Origin of the sequence: Bradyrhizobium sp. INPA03-11B, from assembly GCF_040446015.1 — a bacterium.
In the GTDB taxonomy this organism is placed as follows: Bacteria; Pseudomonadota; Alphaproteobacteria; order Rhizobiales; family Xanthobacteraceae; genus Bradyrhizobium; species Bradyrhizobium macuxiense_A.
Window position 1 is genome coordinate 21,092 of sequence record NZ_JASGSR010000012.1, and the last position, 18,945, is coordinate 40,036.

At 64.8% G+C, this 18,945-nt stretch carries 21 protein-coding genes; 19 read left to right on the forward strand and 2 right to left on the reverse strand.

Annotated elements, in window-relative coordinates; all coding sequences use genetic code 11:
* Positions 1-26 precede the first annotated feature (26 nt).
* The 5 genes from QMZ05_RS07140 to QMZ05_RS07160 all read left to right on the forward strand — a co-directional run bounded on the left by QMZ05_RS07140 (position 27) and on the right by QMZ05_RS07160 (position 4,797).
* Positions 27-1,328 carry an ABC transporter substrate-binding protein gene (locus QMZ05_RS07140; protein WP_353700217.1) on the forward strand — a complete coding sequence of 434 codons (1,302 nt, stop codon included), beginning with the start codon at positions 27-29 and terminating at the stop codon, positions 1,326-1,328.
* Between the two features lie 80 nt (positions 1,329-1,408).
* Complete coding sequence (locus tag QMZ05_RS07145; protein WP_353700151.1) at positions 1,409-2,122, forward strand: ABC transporter ATP-binding protein; 714 nt, start codon at positions 1,409-1,411, stop codon at positions 2,120-2,122.
* Positions 2,119-2,823 (forward strand): ABC transporter ATP-binding protein, encoded by a 705-nt coding sequence (locus tag QMZ05_RS07150; protein ID WP_353700152.1) that lies wholly within the window; start codon positions 2,119-2,121, stop codon positions 2,821-2,823. Before QMZ05_RS07145 ends, QMZ05_RS07150 begins: the two co-directional genes overlap by 4 nt.
* A 7-nt stretch (positions 2,824-2,830) precedes the next feature.
* Entirely contained in the window at positions 2,831-3,697 is an 867-nt protein-coding gene (locus QMZ05_RS07155) for a branched-chain amino acid ABC transporter permease (RefSeq protein WP_353700153.1), read from the forward strand.
* Positions 3,694-4,797 carry a branched-chain amino acid ABC transporter permease gene (locus QMZ05_RS07160; RefSeq protein WP_353700154.1) on the forward strand — a complete coding sequence of 368 codons (1,104 nt, stop codon included), beginning with the start codon at positions 3,694-3,696 and terminating at the stop codon, positions 4,795-4,797. The genes QMZ05_RS07155 and QMZ05_RS07160 overlap by 4 nt, the downstream gene beginning before the upstream one ends.
* 211 nt (positions 4,798-5,008) lie before the next feature.
* Here the strand turns inward: QMZ05_RS07160 and QMZ05_RS07165 are convergent, their stop codons facing one another.
* The gene (locus QMZ05_RS07165; protein WP_353700218.1) at positions 5,009-5,404 is read right to left on the reverse strand and encodes a nuclear transport factor 2 family protein; all 396 of its coding nucleotides are present in this window, start codon (positions 5,402-5,404) and stop codon (positions 5,009-5,011) included.
* A gap of 174 nt (positions 5,405-5,578) precedes the next feature.
* Entirely contained in the window at positions 5,579-6,499 is a 921-nt protein-coding gene (locus tag QMZ05_RS07170; RefSeq protein WP_353700155.1) for an alpha/beta hydrolase, read from the reverse strand.
* 181 nt (positions 6,500-6,680) lie between these two features.
* Between QMZ05_RS07170 and QMZ05_RS07175 the strand changes: the two genes are divergently transcribed.
* The 14 genes from QMZ05_RS07175 to paaK all read left to right on the forward strand — a co-directional run bounded on the left by QMZ05_RS07175 (position 6,681) and on the right by paaK (position 18,939).
* On the forward strand, positions 6,681-7,064 hold the full coding sequence (locus QMZ05_RS07175) for a hypothetical protein (RefSeq protein ID WP_353700156.1): 384 nt from the start codon (positions 6,681-6,683) through the stop codon (positions 7,062-7,064).
* A complete protein-coding gene (locus QMZ05_RS07180; RefSeq protein WP_353700157.1) occupies positions 7,061-8,143 on the forward strand; it encodes an alpha/beta fold hydrolase in 1,083 nt (360 codons plus the stop codon). The genes QMZ05_RS07175 and QMZ05_RS07180 overlap by 4 nt, the downstream gene beginning before the upstream one ends.
* Complete coding sequence (locus QMZ05_RS07185; protein WP_074130324.1) at positions 8,140-8,736, forward strand: GNAT family N-acetyltransferase; 597 nt, start codon at positions 8,140-8,142, stop codon at positions 8,734-8,736. The genes QMZ05_RS07180 and QMZ05_RS07185 overlap by 4 nt, the downstream gene beginning before the upstream one ends.
* A gap of 181 nt (positions 8,737-8,917) precedes the next feature.
* Positions 8,918-9,394, forward strand: coding sequence for a phasin (locus tag QMZ05_RS07190; RefSeq protein WP_074130326.1), 477 nt, complete (start codon positions 8,918-8,920; stop codon positions 9,392-9,394).
* 322 nt (positions 9,395-9,716) lie between these two features.
* Entirely contained in the window at positions 9,717-11,000 is a 1,284-nt protein-coding gene (locus QMZ05_RS07195) for a DUF445 family protein (protein WP_353700158.1), read from the forward strand.
* Positions 11,001-11,203: 203 nt separating this feature from the next.
* Positions 11,204-11,974 (forward strand): alpha/beta hydrolase, encoded by a 771-nt coding sequence (locus QMZ05_RS07200; RefSeq protein ID WP_353700159.1) that lies wholly within the window; start codon positions 11,204-11,206, stop codon positions 11,972-11,974.
* A gap of 209 nt (positions 11,975-12,183) precedes the next feature.
* Complete coding sequence (gene paaX / locus QMZ05_RS07205; RefSeq protein WP_353700160.1) at positions 12,184-13,053, forward strand: phenylacetic acid degradation operon negative regulatory protein PaaX; 870 nt, start codon at positions 12,184-12,186, stop codon at positions 13,051-13,053.
* 76 nt (positions 13,054-13,129) lie between these two features.
* Positions 13,130-14,122, forward strand: coding sequence for a 1,2-phenylacetyl-CoA epoxidase subunit PaaA (gene paaA, locus QMZ05_RS07210; RefSeq protein ID WP_076862499.1), 993 nt, complete (start codon positions 13,130-13,132; stop codon positions 14,120-14,122).
* A 12-nt stretch (positions 14,123-14,134) separates the two neighbouring features.
* A complete protein-coding gene (paaB, locus tag QMZ05_RS07215) occupies positions 14,135-14,422 on the forward strand; it encodes a 1,2-phenylacetyl-CoA epoxidase subunit PaaB (RefSeq protein ID WP_353700161.1) in 288 nt (95 codons plus the stop codon).
* A gap of 126 nt (positions 14,423-14,548) precedes the next feature.
* Positions 14,549-15,325, forward strand: a complete 777-nt coding sequence (gene paaC, locus QMZ05_RS07220; protein WP_353700162.1) for a 1,2-phenylacetyl-CoA epoxidase subunit PaaC — start codon at positions 14,549-14,551, stop codon at positions 15,323-15,325.
* Positions 15,319-15,822 (forward strand): 1,2-phenylacetyl-CoA epoxidase subunit PaaD, encoded by a 504-nt coding sequence (gene paaD, locus QMZ05_RS07225; RefSeq protein WP_353700163.1) that lies wholly within the window; start codon positions 15,319-15,321, stop codon positions 15,820-15,822. The genes paaC and paaD overlap by 7 nt, the downstream gene beginning before the upstream one ends.
* Positions 15,823-15,946: 124 nt before the next feature.
* Positions 15,947-17,029, forward strand: coding sequence for a 1,2-phenylacetyl-CoA epoxidase subunit PaaE (paaE, locus tag QMZ05_RS07230; protein WP_353700164.1), 1,083 nt, complete (start codon positions 15,947-15,949; stop codon positions 17,027-17,029).
* An 89-nt stretch (positions 17,030-17,118) separates the two neighbouring features.
* Positions 17,119-17,589 (forward strand): hydroxyphenylacetyl-CoA thioesterase PaaI, encoded by a 471-nt coding sequence (gene paaI / locus QMZ05_RS07235; RefSeq protein ID WP_353700165.1) that lies wholly within the window; start codon positions 17,119-17,121, stop codon positions 17,587-17,589.
* A gap of 18 nt (positions 17,590-17,607) precedes the next feature.
* Positions 17,608-18,939, forward strand: a complete 1,332-nt coding sequence (gene paaK, locus QMZ05_RS07240) for a phenylacetate--CoA ligase PaaK (protein WP_353700166.1) — start codon at positions 17,608-17,610, stop codon at positions 18,937-18,939.
* Positions 18,940-18,945 lie beyond the last annotated feature (6 nt).

Genomic DNA, 18,945 nt, shown 5'->3' on the forward strand with positions numbered 1-18,945 from the left:
AAATGAGCAAGTATCAATTGAACGCAATGTCTTTCGATCGCCGCCGCGTCTTGCAGGGCCTCGCCGGAGGCTTCGCCGCCGCAGGCAGCGCGACGTTGTTCGCACCGGCCGCGCGCGCGGCCAACAAGCCGATCAAGATCGGCTATGTCTCGCCGAAGAGCGGGCCGCTCGCGGCCTTCGCCGAAGCCGACGATTTCGTGCTCGGTGAATTCCGAAAATTCATCAAGGACGGCGTCAAGGTCGGATCGCAGACCTATCCGGTCGAGGTGGTGACGAAAGACAGTCAGTCGAACCCGAACCGTGCCGCAGAAGTCGCCAAGGAGCTGATCACCCGCGACAATGTCAGCCTGATCGTGGTCGGCGCCACACCCGAGACCAACAATCCGGTGGCGACGCAGTGCGAGCTCGAGCAGGTGCCGTGCATCTCCTCCGTGGCGCCGTGGCAGACCAACTTCATCGGCCGGCAGGCCAACCCCGGCGACCCCAAGAGCTGGAAGCCGTTCGACTACACGTTCCACTATTTCTGGGGCCTGGAGGATGTGATCGGCGTCTTCACCAGCATGTGGAGCCAGGTCGCGACCAACAAATCGGTCGGCGCGCTGTTTCCGAACGATGCCGACGGCAATGCCTGGGGCGACACCACGATCGGCTTCCCGCCTGTCATGGCCAAGCAGGGCTTCAAGCTCACCGATCCCGGCCGTTTCCAGAACCTCACCGACGACTTCAGCTCGCAGATCGCCGCATTTCGCGGTGCCGATGCCGAGATCATCACCGGCGTGATCATCCCGCCCGATTTCACCACGTTCTGGAACCAGTCGCGGCAGAAGGGGCTGAAGCCGAAAGTCGTGTCGGTCGCCAAGGCGCTGCTGTTTCCGGCGTCGGTGCAGGCGCTCGGCAAGGGCGGCAACAACATCTCGACCGAGGTGTGGTGGACGCCGACGCATCCCTACAAGTCGAGCCTCAGCGGCGTCAGCGCCGCCGATCTCGCCAAGGGCTATGCGCAGGCCTCCGGCAAGCAATGGACCCAGCCGATCGGCTTCGTGCATTCGCTGTTCGAGGTCGCGATCGACGCGATCAAGCGCTCCGGCGATCCGAGCGACGGCGCGGCACTCGCAAAAGCGATCGGCGCCACCAAGCTCGACACGATCGTCGGCCAGGTCGCGTTCGGCTCCAGCGCGGTGCCGCCGTTCGCGGCGAAGAACATCGCCAAGACGCCGCTGGTCGGCGGCCAATGGCGGCTCAACGGCGACAGATACGACATGGTGATCACGGACAACAGACTGGCGCCGCAGATCCCGCTCGGCGGCGACATGCAGGCGTTGAGCTAGCGAGCACGTCGCAATTGTCGATTGATGATGCGCGGCATGTCCGCGCATCATCTCCCAGCGAATTCACGCGGTGAGCTGATATGCTCGAACTCCATTCCGTCTCGAAGAAGTTCGGCGCCATCGTCGTCGCCGATGCCATCGCCCTGACCCTTTCGTCCGGCGAGGCGCTCGGCGTGATCGGGCCGAACGGCGCCGGCAAGTCGACGCTGTTCAACCTGATTACCGGGTTGCTGCGGCCGGATGCCGGCCGCGTCGTCCTCGATGGTGTCGACATCACGGGTCTCTCGCCCGAGGCGCGCTGCCGCGCGGGCATCGGGCGCTCGTTCCAGATCCCGCAACCGTTCGATCATCTCTCGGTGTTCGAGAACCTTGCGGTCGCAGCTCAGTTCGGTGGTGGATTGTCGGAGGCTGACGCCGTGCAGCATTGCGGCCGCATGCTCGACCTGACCGGCCTCGAAGCCAAGGCCAATCGGCTTGCCGGCAGCCTGCCGTTGCTCGATCGCAAGCGGCTCGAGCTGGCGCGGGCGCTCGCCACCAGGCCACGCACACTGCTGCTGGACGAGATCGCGGGCGGCCTCACCGATGCCGAATGCCATCAGCTGGTCGAGACGATCAGAACCATCCACGCCGAAGGTGTTGCCATCATCTGGATCGAGCACGTGGTGCACGCGTTGCTCGCCGTGGTGCAACGGCTGGTCGTGCTGAACTTCGGCAAGGTCGTCGCCCAGGGGCCACCCGCCGAGGTGATGCGCTCGCGCGAGGTCGAGACCATCTACATGGGAGTGCCGGCATGACCGCGCTGCTCAACGTCACCGCGCTCGACGCGTTCTATGGCGACTTCCAGGCGCTGTTCGGGATCGATTTCGAATTGGCGGAGGGCGAGGCGGTCGCGGTGATTGGCGCCAATGGCGCCGGCAAGTCGACCATGCTGAAATCGCTCGCGGGTCTCGTGAAGAACCGCTCCGATGCCATCCGTCTCGGCGGACGGGCGATCGGCGATGCGTCCGCCGCCAGCATCGTGCGGCTCGGCCTCGCGCTGGTCCCGGAGGGCCGCCAGCTATTCCCGTCGCTCAGCGTCGAGGAGAACCTCCTGATCGGCGCCTATGGCGGCGAGCGCAGCGCGCCGTGGGATCTCGCCGCGGTGTACCGGATGTTTCCGGTACTCAGGGAGCGTCGGCGCGGTGCCGTGACGGCGCTGTCGGGCGGCCAGCAACAGATGGTGGCGATCGGCCGCGCGCTGATGTCCAACCCACAGGTCCTGCTGTGCGACGAGATCAGCCTCGGCCTCGCGCCGATCGTGGTGGAGGACATCTACCGCATGCTGCCGCAGATTCGTTCAGGCGGCACCGCAGTCGTGCTGGTCGAGCAGGACATCGCCCGCGCGTTGCGGGCCGCCGACCGCTTCTACTGTTTGCAGGAAGGTCGCGTGACGCTGAGCGGACGACCCAAGGACGTGGATCAGGACACGATCCGCGCGGCCTATTTCGGAGCATGAGGGACCGATGAGCGGATTCGACACCATCATCGAAGGCGTGCTGCTCGGCGGCGTCTATGCGCTGTTCGCGCTCGGCCTGTCGCTGATCTTCGGCATCATGCGCCTGGTCAATCTGGCGCATGGCGATCTGATCCTGCTCGCCGCCTATCTCGTGCTCAGCGCCACCACCGCGCTTGGCCTGCCGTTCGCGGCCGCATCCCTGCTGGTCGTCGCTGCGATGTTCGTGCTCGGCTTCGTGCTGCAACGGCTGGTGCTGGAGCGCGTGCTCGGCGACGACATCCTGCCGCCGCTGCTCGTCACCTTCGGCCTGTCGATCGTGATCCAGAACGGGCTGCTGCTCGGCTATGGCGCGGACAGCCGACGGTTGCAGGCCGGCGCCTTCGAATCCTCGTCGGTGACGCTGGCACCTGGCCTCAGCGTTGGCCTCGCGCCGCTGACCGCGCTGGTGACGGCGATCGCCGCGGTCGCGCTGCTTCAGCTCATCTTCTATCGCACCTCGCTCGGCCGCGCCTTCCGCGCCACCGCCGATAATCCCGCTATCGCGCAATTGATGGGCGTCAACGAGCGCAACGTCTACGCCATCGCGGTCGGGCTGTCGCTCGCGGTCTCGGTGATCGCCGCAATCGTGTTCGGCATCCGCGCCAGCTTCGATCCGTCGATCGGCCCGGCGCGGCTGCTCTATGCGTTCGAGGCCGTGATCATCGGCGGCCTCGGCAGCCTGTGGGGCACGCTGGCCGGCGGCATCGTGCTCGGGCTCGCGCAGGCGATCGGCGGCCGGATCAATCCGGAGTGGCAGATCCTCGCCGGTCATCTCACCTTTCTTGCCGTGCTGATGGTGCGGCCGCGCGGTCTCTTTCCGGCGAGGCGGACATGAGCGTCGAGAGCATCGCGGTCCCGGCAAGCCGGGAGCAGTGCCCGGCGGATCTGCCGGTGTGGCAAATCCGGGTCGGCACGCGCCTATCGCGCATCGCGGCCGTGGCCGGCATCGTGCTGGTGGTGGTGCTTGCCGCGCTGCCCGCGATCGCATCGCGCAATCTGATCCAGGACCTGATCTTCGTCCTCACCATGCTGACGCTGGCGCAGCTCTGGAACGTGCTGGCCGGGTGGGGCGGGCTGGTGTCGGTGGGGCAGCAGGCGTTTGTCGGGCTCGGCGCCTATGCGCTGTTCGCCGGCATCGTGATGGCCGGGCTCGATCCCGTTGCGGCGATCCCGCTGGCCGGGTTGTTCGCGGCACTGATCGCGGCACTGCTCGGGCCGCTGCTGTTCCGGCTGGAGGGGCCGTATTTCGCGATCGGCAGCTGGGTCGCCGCCGAAGCGTTGCGGCTGATCTGCGCCCAGTTCAAGTCGCTCGGCGGCGGCACCGGGATGTCGATCTCGCCCGGCGAGTTGTCGCAGATGTTCGGGCTGAAGGCGGTGCAGGCGCTGCTCGGCTTGCGCCCGGCGGCGGCGCGCGATGTGCTCGTCTACTGGCTGGCGCTGCTGCTCGCCGTGCTGGTCACGCTCGGCATCTACACTTTCATCCGTTCGCGCCACGGTCTTGCGCTGGCGGCCAGCCGTGACAATGCGGCGGCGGCGCGCAGCGTCGGCGTCCGCACCGCGCGGATCCGCCATCTGCTGTGGATCGCGGTCGCCTTCGCCACCGGCATGGTCGGCGCGGTGGTCTACCTGCAGAAGGCGCGCATCTCGCCCGACGCTGCCTTCAGCGTCACCGACTGGACCGCCTATGTGATCTTCATCGTCGTGATCGGCGGCGTGCGCACCATCGAAGGCCCGATGGTCGGCGTGCTCCTGCTCTGGGGGCTCGTCACATATCTCGCCCAGTACGGCAGCCTCTATCTCGTCGTGCTCGGCACGCTCGCCATCCTGATCATGCTGTTCATGCCGCGAGGCGTGTGGGGCGCAGCGGCCCGCCGCTGGCAATGGCAGCTGTTCCCGACCCAGCGCTGGCTCGGCCGAACTTCTGGCACGAGCTAAAGCCTGATGAGATTAGGCTGAGCCGGAACGGCGTCGAAAGTTCACCTCTCCCTTTGGGAGAGGTCGATTTGCGCAGCAAATCGGGTGAGGGGTCCCGGTGTATCGAGAGAGCAAGAGCCCTCACCCGGATTGCTTCGCAATCCGACCTCTCCCCGAAGGGGAGAGGTGAACCGAGACCGCGCAAGACCGATTCAGATCCGGCAGCAACCGATTAGAACATCGTGTTGTTGTTCGCCGGACTTTCCGGAATCGGCTGCACCACGTCCCAATGCTCGACGATCTTGCCGTCCTCGAGCTTGAAGATGTCGACGATCGCGTTGCCGCGGGTGCCGGGCTCGCGCACGGCGTGGACGTGCAGGATCACGTAGTCGCCGTCGACGAACGAACGCTTGATCTCGCTGTGCGAGTTCGGAAACTTCTCGCGCAGGAAGCCGATGAATTTGCGGAAGCCGTCGGGGCCGTCGGCCGCGCCGGGATTGTGCTGCACATAGCGGTTGCCGACATAGGCGAGCGCAGCATCAGCGTCCTTCTGATTCAGCCCCTTGTCGTAGAAGGCCAGCACCGCCTTGCGGTTGGCTTCCTGCTGCGCCTCGCTGGTGGCCGCCATCGCGGTGGAAGACGCAAGCGCGAGGAAGAGAGCGGCGACGGCTGTCCGTGGCCGGAGAGGGGTCTTCATCTGGTAGCTCCCGAGGCTGAGCGATGGATAGCGCTCTCTACAGTGTCCATGCCGCGCCCGGAAGAACGCACTCGTGGCTCACATGGTTACCCGCAGATACCGGCTTCACGCCGCCTTTGCCGCCGCCCCGTGCGCGTGCTTGTCGATCGCGTCGATGATCTCTGGCCACATCGGGATCGGCAGTGCATGGCCCATGCCCTCGACCATCAGGAGCTTTGCGCCCGGGATCGAGGCCGCGGTGTCCTTGCCGCCTTCGGGATGCACCAGCGGATCGATGGTGCCGTGGATCACCAGCGTCGGCGCCTTGACGCTGCGCAGCCGCTCCTTGCGGCTGCCGGAGGCGAGGATGGCGCGGAGCTGGCGGCCGACGCCCTCCGGATTGAGGCCACGCTCAAAGGTGCGCCGCGCGCGCTCCGGATCCAGCGCCTCGTCTTCAGGGAACGAGCCGTTGCGCAACACCTTCCAGGTCTGGCCGTAGCGGGTGAAATACTCCTCCTTGCTCTTCGGCGGCGGCGCCATCAGCACCGCTGTCGCCTCGCGGGTCGGTCCCGGTATCTTCGGATTGCCCGTGGTCGACATGATCGAGGTCAACGAGCGGACGCGCTCGGGGAAGGTGATCGCAACCTCCTGCGCGATCATTCCGCCCATCGAGGCGCCGACCAGATGCGCGGTGCGGATGCCAAGCGCGTCCATCAATCCGATCGTGTCCCGCGCCATGTCGGCCAGCCGGTAGGGCGCTGCCACAGGAATCTTCAGAAAGCGTAGCTTGATGAGCTCGAGTGCAGTCAGCCGCTTGCCGCCGCTCATGCGGGAGGACTTGCCGATGTCCCTGTTGTCGAAGCGGATCACGCGAAAACCGCGCGCGGCAAGCCGGCGACAGAATTCGTCGTCCCAATGGATCATCTGGGCGCCGAGGCCCATGATGAGAAGCAGCGGCTCCGCATTCGCATCGCCAAATATCTCGTAGCAGATGTCTATGCCGTTCGCGCGGGTTAATTGCGGCAACTGATGGGCGAGCGTGGTCACAGGCGTCCTCTCCTGGATTCGCGGTCAGGAACCTGCATGCTGCCATGGATTGACGCAGCGCAGAAGAGCTTCGACGTCGCTGGGCGCGCCGCGCAGTTGACCGATCAATGGCAACAGTGTCGTATGACACAAACAAACCGAAGCGCGACAAGCGCTCGAGATTGCTGTGGAGGAGGGCCACATGGCCGACAAGGGCAACGACCCTGCCGTGATCTGGCAGACGATGATTGGCGAGATGGAGAAGGGGTTCAACTCCTTCGGCAACCAGCTGATGAGCTCGCCTGAATTCTCGAAGGTGATGAATCAAGCCGGCGGCGTTGCGGCGGGCGCGCAGAAGCAGCTCGGCGAGCTGATGGAGAAATATCTGCTGGCGATGAACCTGCCGAGCCGCGCCCAGCTCGTCGGCATGGCGGAGCGGCTGCAGTCGATGGAGAACCAGCTCAACGAGATCAAGACGCTGCTGCAGCAGGTGCATCACAATTCGCTGGCGCCGGACGACGGTCACGGCGCGTCGCCACGGCCGCCGCGCACCAGGCGCCCGCCGTCGGAGGGAGACAGCAAATGAATGCTCCCACCCCGTTTGATTTCGCCTCGATCTCCGAGCGGGTCCAGTCCGAGGTGCAGCGCGCGATCCAGCGCAGCATCAAGGGCGTCGAGTACTTCTCGAGCTCCGGTCCCTCGCTCGGCGAGACACCGAAGGACGTGCTGTATTCACGCGGCACCATGAACCTCTATCACTACCGCCCGCTGTCCGACGAAGTCTATCGCGTGCCGGTGCTGATCGTGATGGCGACCACCAACCGCGGCTACATCCTCGACCTGGTGCCGGGGCAGAGCTTCATCGAATTCCTGCTCAAGCGCGGCTTCGACGTCTACATGCTGGACTGGACCGCGCCGAAGCCCGAGGAAAAATCGCTGCGCATGGAGGACTACGTCCTCGACTTCATTCCGGAGTCAGTCCGCCGGGTGCAGCAGGATTCCGGCGAAAAGGACGTCTCGGTGATCGGCTATTGCTTCGGCGGCGTATTGTCGCTGCTCTACGGCTCGATCTTCAACGATGGGCCGATGAAGAACCTGATCTGCTTCACCACGCCGATCGATTTCCGCGAGATGAAGCTGTTCTCGAATTTCGCCGACCGCCGCTACTTCGATGTCGATCGCCTGATCGACAGCACCGGCAATATGCCGCCCGAGCTGATCCTGCAATCGTTCGACATGCTGCGGCCGGCCGCGCGCGTCGTCGGCCAGATTCAGCTCTGGGACAACATCTGGAACGACGAGTTCGTCAAATCGTACCGGATGTTCGACCGCTGGGCGACCGACACGCTGCCGCTCGCCGGCGAGTATTTCCGCGCCATCACCAAAGACCTGATGTGGGACAACAAGCTCTACAACGACACCATGACGGTGGGCGGCCGCGAGGCCAAGCTTGCCAACATCAAGGTGCCGATCCTGCATGCGGTCGCCGAGCACGACCACATCGTGCCGTATGACGCGGCAAAGCACCTCATCACCAAGATCGGCTCGGCGGACAAGGAGGAGGTGATGCTGAAAGGCGGTCACGTCTCGCTGGTCGCCGGCGCCAATGCAATCAAGCGGCTGTGGCCGAAACTGGACTCCTGGTTGGGCAAGAGATCGACATGACCGAACAACGCTCCTATCCGCGCCACGTCAAGACCGAGGCCGGCGACATCGAGTTCCGGCTGATGAAGCGGGCCGACGAGGCCGCGGTGCTGGCCTTCGCACAGAAACTGCCGACGCATGATCTGCTGTTCCTGCCGCGCAACATCAGCCAGCCGAAGGTGCTGTCGGCCTGGATCAACGAGATCGAGCGCGGCGACATCACGAGCCTGCTCGCGGTCAAGGACGGCACGGTGGTCGGTTGCGGCACCCTGGTGCGCGATCCGCACTCCTGGTCGCCGCATGTCGGCGAGATCCGGATGGTGGTGTCGCTCGACGTGCGCGGGCAGGGCGTCGGTCGGGCGCTGTCGCAGGAGACGTTCGCTATTGCCCTTGGCGCCGGGCTGGAGAAGTTCTCGGTGCAGATGACCGTCGACCAGCGTGCGGCGATCGCGCTGTTCGAAAGCCTCGGCTTCAAGGCAGAGGCCCTGCTGCGCGACCACGTTCGGGATGTCGAAGGCAAGACCCACGACATCGTCGTACTTGGGCACAATGTGGCGCAGGTCCGGGCGCAGATGGAGGCCTACGGGCTACCTGGGGCGGTGGGTGGTGGTTAAATACCGCTAGCTGCCGGTTCCGCGGGCAATTTGCCGGTTATTCATGCTATTCACGAGTTCGTGATATCGCGATGCAACATCAATGTTGCGGCGCACCATGGATTGTGACATAACACTTTTGCCCCGGGCCAATCCGGACGGGGTGAGCCCATAGCTCAAACCTGAGGATGGAGAGACCCCAATGACCACCGAAACCAATTCCGTGCTGAACAGCGTCAAGGAAGCCTTCGCGCCCGTCACCGAGGCGTTCACCAAGCTCCAGAACCTGGAAGTTCCGGAAGCCGCCCGTGAGTTCGTGAAGAAGCAGGCCGAGGCCGCCAAGACCCGCGCTGCCGATGCGTATGCCGGCTCCGAGAAGGTGACCAACGTGATCGAGACCGCTGTTGCCGGTTCGGTGACCGAAGCCGCCAAGATCAGCCGCAACATCCAGCAGGCGATTTACCAGGACGCCGAGGCGTTCTTCGCCGGCATCGACAAGCTCGCTTCCGCCAAGTCGCTGAGCGAAGCTGCCCAGATCCAGTCGGACATGGTCCGTGCGCGTGGCGAACTGTTCGTCTCGCGGGCGAAGGCCACGACCGAGTATCTCGGCAAGCTCGTCACCGACGGTGCGAAGACCGCGCAGGACAACTTCGCCAAGGTCTACGGCAAGACCGCCTGATCGCGCTTGCACTGACCAACTGCCCTTTTCGAAGGCCCGCCATTTCGCGGGCCTTCTTTTTTGCCTCACGGTCATCATCCTGAGAGGATGTGAAGACTCTGTCCTCATCCACTATTGTCGTCGCCCGGCTCGACCGGGCGACCCAGTACGCCGCGGCCTATCGGCTCAAGCACTGCTGTCTCTGGAATACTGGATCACCCGCATGCGCGGGTGATGACACTGAGCAAGCTGAGTAAGCCAATTCCGTCACCGCCGCGCAAAGGCTTCGCCTTTGTCGCTGGAGGTGCGAGCGGAGGCAAACTAGCGTACATTCGAAGCGCCCATGACCCTTCCCGCCGCCCTCATCGCAACGCCCGTCGATGCCGAACGCGCAGCCGAACTGCGCCGCGTGAAGTGGCTGGCGACCGGGGTGCTGGCGGCAACCCTCATCATCTTCGTCGTCTCGAAAGCGCTGCTGCCGGTGCATCCCGTATTCGGCTTCATCGCGGCCTTTGCCGAAGCCGCGACCATCGGCGGGCTTGCCGACTGGTATGCCGTCGTCGCGCTGTTCAAGCGGCCGCTGGGCTTGCCGATCCCGCACACCGCGATCATCCAAAGCAATCAGGAACGCATCGCCGAGAAGCTCGGCGAATTCATCGAGAACAATTTTCTGGAATCCGGGCCGGTCGAGGCCAAGCTCCGCGAGATCGATTTCGGTTCGTTCATCGCCGACTGGCTGCGCGACCGCAAGCGCTCCGAGGATCTCGCCCGCTTCGTGCTGCGGATGCTGCCCGAAGCGTTCGCGGCGACCGAGAACTCGGGGTTGATGCAGTTCATCAGCCGCCGCATCACGACGCAGGTGCTCGCGATCGATCTCGCCCCGCTCGCGGCCGGCGCGCTGCGCGGCTTCGTGCAGGAGGGCAAGCATGGCGGCCTGCTCGACGACATCCTGCGCGTGCTGCACCAGACGCTGACGCAGCAGGAGACCATGACCGTGATTCGCGACAAGGTCCGCGCGGAGATGCCGACGCTGCTGAGACTTTATCGTGCCGACAAGTTCGTGGTGAACCGGATCATCGCCTCGGCCACGAAATTCTTCGAGGAAGTGCGCAACGATCCGCAGCATCCGTTCCGCGGCGAGTTCGACCGCATGCTGCTGTCGTTCGTCGATCGGCTCGGCAGCGACAAGGCGTTCGCCGACCGCATCGACGGTCTGAAGCGTGATCTCATGGCGCGGCCGGAGCTTGCCAATCTCGGGCGCACCATCTGGGCCAACGTCAAGGACTTCATCGAGCGCAGCGCCTCGGGCGAGTCGCAGGTGCTGCAGCATCAGCTGGCCCGAATGTTCGTCGAGGCCGGCGATGCGCTCCACGGCGACGCCGAGTTGCGCGGCGAGATCAACCAGGGCCTGGTCGCGATCCTGCGCACCGTCGTCGCCGAGCAGAAGAGCGGCGTCTCGAGCTTCATCGCCGACCAGATGAAGAGCTGGGATATGGAGCAGTTGATTTCGCTAATCGAGGTCAATGTCGGCAAGGACCTGCAATACATCCGCTTCAACGGCTCGCTGATCGGCGGGCTTGCCGGGCTCGCGCTTTACACGCTGGAATACGTGCTGCGGCTGCTGTGACCGATTGGGCACGGACATCACAATAGTTGTGACAAGTGTGACCTGGACCGCTTGCACCAAAGTATCCGGTTCCCTAGCTTTTCAAGACTGATTGTTGCGTTGCGGAACGATTCCGCCGGGTTTGCGTCAACTCCGTTGACCTATTCCCGTTGATTCCATTGCCGGCCGCCGAGACGTCAGGGGCCGTCCGAAGAGGAGTTGAAATGTCGGTTGCTGCGCAGACGCTACGCCCGCCGTCCAGGACGCTGATGTTCCTGGAAGGCCGCGCCATTCATGAGCTCGGTGCCTTCCTTGGTGCATTGCCGCTGTTGAGCCTCGCGCCGCGCGGCGACGGGCATCCGGTACTCGTGCTGCCCGGGCTGATCGCCTCCGACATGTCCACGCGTCCGCTGCGCGACTTCCTCAAGAGCAAGGGCTACGCCGTCAGCGGCTGGCGCCAGGGCCGTAACCTCGGGCTGCGCTCAGGCGTGCAGGACGGGATGGTCGATCTGCTGCAGGAGATGAATGAGACCAGCGGCCGCAAGGTCTCGCTGATCGGCTGGAGCCTCGGCGGCCTCTATGCGCGCCAGCTCGCCAAGATGATGCCGGATCGCGTGCGCCAGGTGATCACGCTCGGCAGCCCGTTCGCTGCAGGCCCGAAATCGACCAACGCCTGGCGCGTCTATGAGATGGCCAGCGGCCGCCGCGCCGACGAGGAGGATTCGCGTTTCGGCGGTTCGCTCGCCAGCGCGCCGCCGGTGCCGACCACCGCGATCTTCAGCCGCACCGACGGCGTCTGCGCCTGGCAGGGCTGCCGCGAAGAGAGCTCGTCGATGACCGACAGCATCGAGGTCGAGAGCAGCCATTGCGGCATGGGCCATCATCCGGCGGTGGTCTATGCGGTTGCCGATCGTCTCGCCCAGAAGGAAGGCGAGTGGGCACCGTTCGATCGCAGCGGCTGGCGCAGCCTCGTCTATCCGAATCCCAATCGATAGATCTTGCGAAGGTCTCTCTTCACCTCGCCCCGCTTGCGGGGAGAGGTCGGATCGCATCGCAGATGCGATCCGGGTATCCACGGGTCGCCTCTCACCGTTTTTGCGGAGGCGCCCCTCACCCCAGCCCTCTCCCCGCGAAGAGCGGGGCGAGGGAGCAGGTCGGCACCCCGCATTGTCGTGAATCGACAAAACGCGCTATGCGTTGAGGCATGCCACAGCCGCTTGCCCGCATCGTCGATCAGCTGAAGCGCGAGCCGTCGCGCACCGGCTCGATCATCATCACCGTGTTCGGCGACTCCATCGTGCCGCGCGGCGGCGCGGTGTGGCTCGGCACGCTGCTCGAATTCTTCAAGTCGCTCGACATCGATGGCAATGTGGTGCGCACCGCGATGTCGCGGCTCGCCGCCGACGGCTGGCTGGAGCGCAGCAAGGTCGGCCGTAACAGCTTCTATCGGCTGAACGCCAAGGGCCGCCAGACCTTCGACACTGCGACCAGGCACATCTACGATCCGCCGCCGTCGGACTGGACCGGCCGCTTCGAACTGCTGTTGATCGGCAATGCCGAGGATCGCGACGCCGCGCGCGAGGCGCTGAAGAATGCCGGCTTCGGCAGCCCGCTGCCCGGCGTGTGGGTCGCACCGTCGGGCGCGCCGATCCCCGATGAAGCTGCGCGCGCGATCCGCCTTGAAGTCTCGGCGGAGGACGACAGCGGGCGCCGGCTGCTCAGCGAGAGCTGGCCGCTCGATCGCACCGCGGATGCCTATCTGAAGTTCATGAAGACCTTCGAGCCGCTGCACGGCTGGATCGTGCGCGGCGAGAAGCTCAGCGACGCCGACGCGTTCACCGCGCGCATTCTGCTGATCCACCATTACCGCCGGGTCGTGCTGCGCGATCCGCTGCTACCGTATCAGCTATTGCCGAAGGATTGGCCGGGCAGGGCCGCGCGCAAACTCTGCGGCGAGATCTATCGCGGCCTGCTTTCGCTGTCGGAACAATGGCTTGACGACCACGCAACCAACGAGGACGGGCCGCTGCCGAAGCCCAACGGGGCCGTGGCGCGGCGTTTCGAGGGCATCTGAACATATTACAAAAACATCTTGCATTTTGAAAATTATGTTATATATTCTCGCCTAACAACACACCGGGAGGTCGGCCATGTATACGCAGGCGCTCAACTCATCCGACGGCGACGATCGCGGCGTCGAGGATGTTGCCCGTGCCAGTCAGTTCCAGGCCCGCATCGATGCCGATGAGCGCATCGAGCCGAACGACTGGATGCCCGCCGCCTACCGCAAGACGCTGACCCGGCAGATTTCCCAGCACGCCCATTCCGAAATCGTCGGCATGCTGCCCGAGGGCAACTGGATTACCCGCGCCCCGTCGCTGCGCCGCAAGGCCGCGCTGCTCGCCAAGGTGCAGGACGAATGCGGCCACGGGCTCTATCTTTACGCCGCCGCCGAGACGCTCGGTACCTCGCGTGAGGAGCTGGTCGACGCGATGCTCTCGGGCAAGGCGAAGTATTCCTCGATCTTCAATTACCCGACCCTGACCTGGGCCGACATCGGCACCATCGGCTGGCTGGTCGACGGCGCGGCGATCATGAACCAGATCCCGCTGTGCCGCTGCTCCTACGGCCCCTATGCGCGCGCGATGATCCGCGTCTGCAAGGAAGAGTCGTTCCACCAGCGCCAGGGTTTCGAGATCATGGTGACGCTGTGCCGCGGCACCGCGGAGCAGAAGGCGATGGCGCAGAACGCGCTCGATCGCTGGTGGTGGCCGGTGCTGATGATGTTCGGCCCCCCGGATCAGGTCAGCCAGCACAGCGACACCTCGACCAAGTGGAAGATCAAGCGCTTCTCTAACGACGAGCTGCGCCAGAAATTCATCGACGCCACCGTGCCGCAGGCCGAGTTCCTCGGGCTGACGATTCCCGATCCCGGCATGAAGCAGAACGAGAACGGCAATTGGGTGCACAGCCCGATCGACTGGGACGAGTTCAAGCAGGTGCTGGCCGGCAACGGTCCCTGCAACCGCGATCGCCTCGCCGCGCGCCGCAAGGCGCATGAGGAGGGCGCCTGGGTGCGCGAGGCGGCCGCGGCCTATGCCGAGAAGCGCAAGAGCCGCCAGCTCGCGCAAGCTGCAGAATAAGGGAGGCTAGAGATGACCACGCCGAACGTTCCGCTCTGGGAAGTCTTCATCCGCAGCCGCAACGGCCTTGCGCATAAGCACGTCGGCTCGCTGCACGCGGCGGACGCGACGCTCGCACTGCAGGCCGCGCGCGACATCTACACCCGCCGCGGCGAGGGGCTCTCGATCTGGGTGGTGCCCTCCAACGCGATCACCGCGTCCGATCCCACAGAGAAGGGCATGATGTTCGAGCCGGCGGAATCCAAGATCTATCGCCACCCGACCTTCTACGACGTTCCCGACGAAGTCGGGCATATGTGATTTTGTCTCCGCTCGTCATTGCGAGCGAAGCGAAGCAATCCATCGGACCGCAAAGCAAGAAGCAAGTATGGATTGCTTCGTCGCTCCGCTCCTCGCAATGACGAAAAATACTAGCGAGTTGATCAAATGGCCGTCGCCAATATCGAAGTCTCCGAAACGCCGCTGGTGCTCTATGCACTGCGCCGTGCCGACGATGCGCTGATCCTCGGCCATCGGCTGTCCGAATGGTGCGGCCATGCGCCGGCGATGGAAGAGGACATGGCGCTCGCCAATATGGGGCTCGACCTGCTCGGCCAGGCCCGCGAGCTCTACACCTACGCCGCCAAGGTCGAAGGCCGCGGCAACGACGAGGACAAGTTCGCCTATCTGCGCGATGTCAGGCAGTACCGCAATCTCTTGCTGGTCGAGCAGCCGAACGGCGATTTCGCCCGCACCATGGTGCGGCAGTTCTTCTACGCGGCGTTCGCCGATCTCTACTGGCGCGCGATGATGGCTTCCTCCGATCCGACCTTTGCCGCGATCGCGGCGAAGTCGGAGAAGGAGAGCGCGTACCATCTGCGGCACTCGTCGGAATGGATCGTTCGTCTCGGCGACGGCACCGAGGAAAGCCATCGCCGCGCGCAGAATGCGGTCGACGACCTCTGGGCCTATACCGGCGAGATGTTCGCGGTCGACGACGGTGAACGCGGCCTGATCGACGCCGGCATCGCGATCGACCCGGCGACGCTGAAGTCGCGCTGGCTGAAGACCGTGACCGGTATCGTCAACGAGGCGACGCTGGCGTTGCCGAACAGCGACTGGATGCAGCAGGGCGGCCGCATCGGCAGCCATAGCGAGCATCTTGGTCATCTCCTCAGCGAATTGCAGTCCCTGCAGCGAACCTTCCCGGGGGCAACATGGTGACCGTCGCCCTCAGCGATGCCGATTTGCGCCGGCGCGCCTGGAGCGCGGCTGCGCAAGTGGTGGATCCCGAAATCCCGGTTCTCACCATCGCCGATCTCGGCGTGCTGCGCGATGTCGCGGTCCGCGACGGCCATGTCGAGGTCGCGATCACGCCGACCTATTCCGGCTGCCCCGCGATGAACATGATCGCGCTCGAGATCGAGCTGGCGCTGGAGCGCGAAGGCATTCATCGGCCGAAAGTCCGCACCGTGCTGTCGCCGGCCTGGACCACCGACTGGATGAGCGAGGACGGCCGCCGCAAGCTCAGGGAATACGGCATCGCGCCGCCGCTGCCGGGCTCCTCGCGCCGCGCGCTGTTCGGCGAGCAACAGGTGACGTGCCCGCAATGCGGGTCAGGCGCCACCGAACTGCTGTCCGAATTCGGCTCGACTTCCTGCAAGGCGCTGTGGCGTTGCAAGAGCTGCCGTGAACCCTTCGATTACTTCAAGTGTCATTGACCATGCCCGAGGCCGTCAACAAGCACTCCGTCATTGCGAGCGAAGCGAAGCAATCCATGCTTCCGCGCTCGCGGACCGATGGATTGCTTCGTCGCTTCGCTCCTCGCAATGACGGCGGAGATAGATGATGTCACTTACACCACGATTCCACCGTCTGTCCGTCAGCGATCTGCGCCGCGAGGCGTCTGACGCCATCTCGATGACCTTTGCGATCCCCGACGATCTGCAAGCCGACTACCGTTTCACGCCCGGCCAGTACCTGACGCTGCGCACCACGATGGACGGCGAGGAAGTTCGTCGATCCTATTCGATCTGCTCCGGTCCCGACGACGGCGAGCTGCGCATCGCGGTGAAGAAGGTCGATGGCGGTGCGTTCTCGAACTGGGCCGCCGACGAACTGAAGGCCGGCGACGAGCTCGACGTGATGACGCCGACCGGACGCTTTGGCGTTGCCCACGCGCCTGACGTGGCGCGGACCTATGCCGGGTTCGCCGCCGGCAGCGGCATCACGCCGATCCACTCGATCATCAAGGGCGTGCTCGCGCGCGAGCCGGACAGCCGCTTCTTCCTGTTCTACGGCAACCGCTCTACCGAAGGCGTCATGTTCCGCGAGGCGCTGGAGGAGCTGAAGGACCGCTTCATGCAGCGGCTGTCGGTCTTCCACGTCATCTCCGGCGAAGAGCAGGACATTCCGATCCTGCACGGCCGGCTCGACGGCGAGAAGGTGCGGGTGCTGCTGCGCTCGCTGGTGCCGGCCGCAACCGTCGATCATGTTTTCGTCTGCGGCCCGGCCGCGATGAGCGAGACCATCGAGGCGACCTGCCGCGAGATCGGCATCGCCGACGAGCGCATCCATGTCGAACGCTTCGTGTCGGAATTCGGCGGCAAGCCGCGTCCGAAGGTCGTCGTTCCCGCAGGCGCGCCGCCGAAGGCGATCGCCGGGCTGATCATCGACGGCAAGCGCCGTGAGGTGCCGGTGGCCGACGGCGAGTCGATCCTCGACGCCGCGCTGCGCGCCGGCATGGATCTGCCGTTCGCCTGCAAGGGCGGCATGTGCTCGACCTGCCGCGCCAAGCTCGTCGAAGGCGAGGCGCCGATGGATTTGAATTATTCGCTGGAGCCGTGGGAGCTGAAGGCGGGGTTCATCCTCACCTGCCAGGCCAAGCCGTGCTCGGAGAAGGTCGTGGTCGACTACGACCACGTCTAATTCTACGCGCGCGTTGACACCCAAGGTGTCGCGCCCAACACTGACACCAAGAGGCCCGTTGCAACGGGTCCGTGCACAGGGAGTTCGATGTGAACGTGAAGGCCACGCTATCGCCTGAGGACTTGACGCCGGAAGATCTGGCCCGCGCCTGCGCGGATGCGATGTGGAAGGAAGACGACGCCAGCAAGGGTCTCGGAATGGAGCTTGTCGAGATCAAGCCGGGGCACGCGACGATGGCGATGACCGTGCAGCCGCACATGGTCAACGGCCAGCGCATCTGCCATGGCGGCTACATCTTCACGCTCGCCGATTCCGCCTTCGCCTTTGCCTGCAACAGCCATAACGATCGCGCGGTCGCGGCGCAGGGCAACGTCACGTTCATCCGGCCCGGCAAGCTCGGCGATCGCCTGGTCGCGACCGCGCGCGAGATTTCGCGCAGCGGCCGCTCGGGAATTTACGACGTGCGCGTCACCGCCGGCGACAGCGTGATCGCTGAATTCCGCGGACATTCGCGCGTGATACCGGGCAGCTGGCTGCCCGAGCTGGACATCAAGGCATAAGTCTCAGAGGAAACGTCGATGGCAACGGCAAAGCTCAGGGTTAGTGACAGCGGCTATCGCGCCGAGCTTGATGCGGCTGAACGCGCCTCGCGCGACGAGATCATGGCGTTGCAGACCAGGCGGCTCGCCTGGTCGCTCAAGCATGCCTATGACAATGTCGCGCACTACAAGAAAAGCTTCGACGCCGCCGGCGTGCATCCGACAGACTTCAAGCAGCTTTCCGATCTCGCCAAGTTTCCCTTCACGGTGAAGACCGATCTGCGCGACAACTATCCCTTCAACATGTTCGCGGTGCCGCGCGAGCAGCTGGTGCGGGTCCATGCCTCCTCGGGCACAACAGGCAAGCCGATCGTGGTCGGCTACACCAGGGCCGACATCGACACCTGGGCCGATGTGATGGCGCGCTCGATCCGCGCCGCCGGCGGCCGCAAGGGCATGCTGATGCACAATGCCTATGGCTACGGCCTGTTCACCGGCGGCCTCGGCGCGCATTACGGCGCCGAGCGGCTCGGCTGCACGGTGATCCCGATCTCCGGCGGCATGACCGAGCGGCAGGTGCAGCTGATCAACGATTTCCGGCCGGACATCATCACGGTGACGCCGAGCTACATGCTGGCGATCCTCGACGAGTTCAAGCGGCAGGGCCTCGACCCGCGCAAATCGTCGCTGAAGTTCGGCATCTTCGGCGCTGAGCCCTGGACCAACGCGATGCGCGTCGAGATCGAGCAGGCCTTCGACATGGACGCCACCGACATCTACGGCCTGTCCGAGGTGATCGGCCCGGGCGTGGCGCAGGAATGCGTGGAAACCAAGGACGGCCTGCACATCTGGGAGGATCACTTCTATCCCGAGGTGATCGATCCCCTGACCGGCAAGGTGCTTGGCGATGGCGAGAAGGGCGAACTGGTGTTCACCTCGCTCACCAAGGAAGGCTTCCCGATCATCCGCTACCGCACCCGCGACCTGACGCGGCTGTTGCCGGGCACGGCGCGGCCCAGCATGCGGCGGATGGAGAAGGTGACCGGCCGCTCCGACGACATGATCATCCTGCGCGGCGTCAACGTATTCCCGACCCAGATCGAGGAAGCGCTGCTGGCGACCGACTGGTGCGGCGGCCACTTCGTCATCGAGCTGACGCGGGAGGGCCGCATGGACGAGATGACGGTGCTCGCCGAAGCCCGGCCCGAGAGCTGGGACGGCGAAGGGCTCACGGCGCATGCCGAGAAGGTATCCGCCTTCATCAAGAACACGATCGGCATCTCCACCCGCGTCCGCGTCGTCGCGCCCGAGACGCTTGAGCGTTCGCTCGGCAAGGCAAAACGGGTTTACGACAAGCGGCCGAAAGAATAGCCTCTC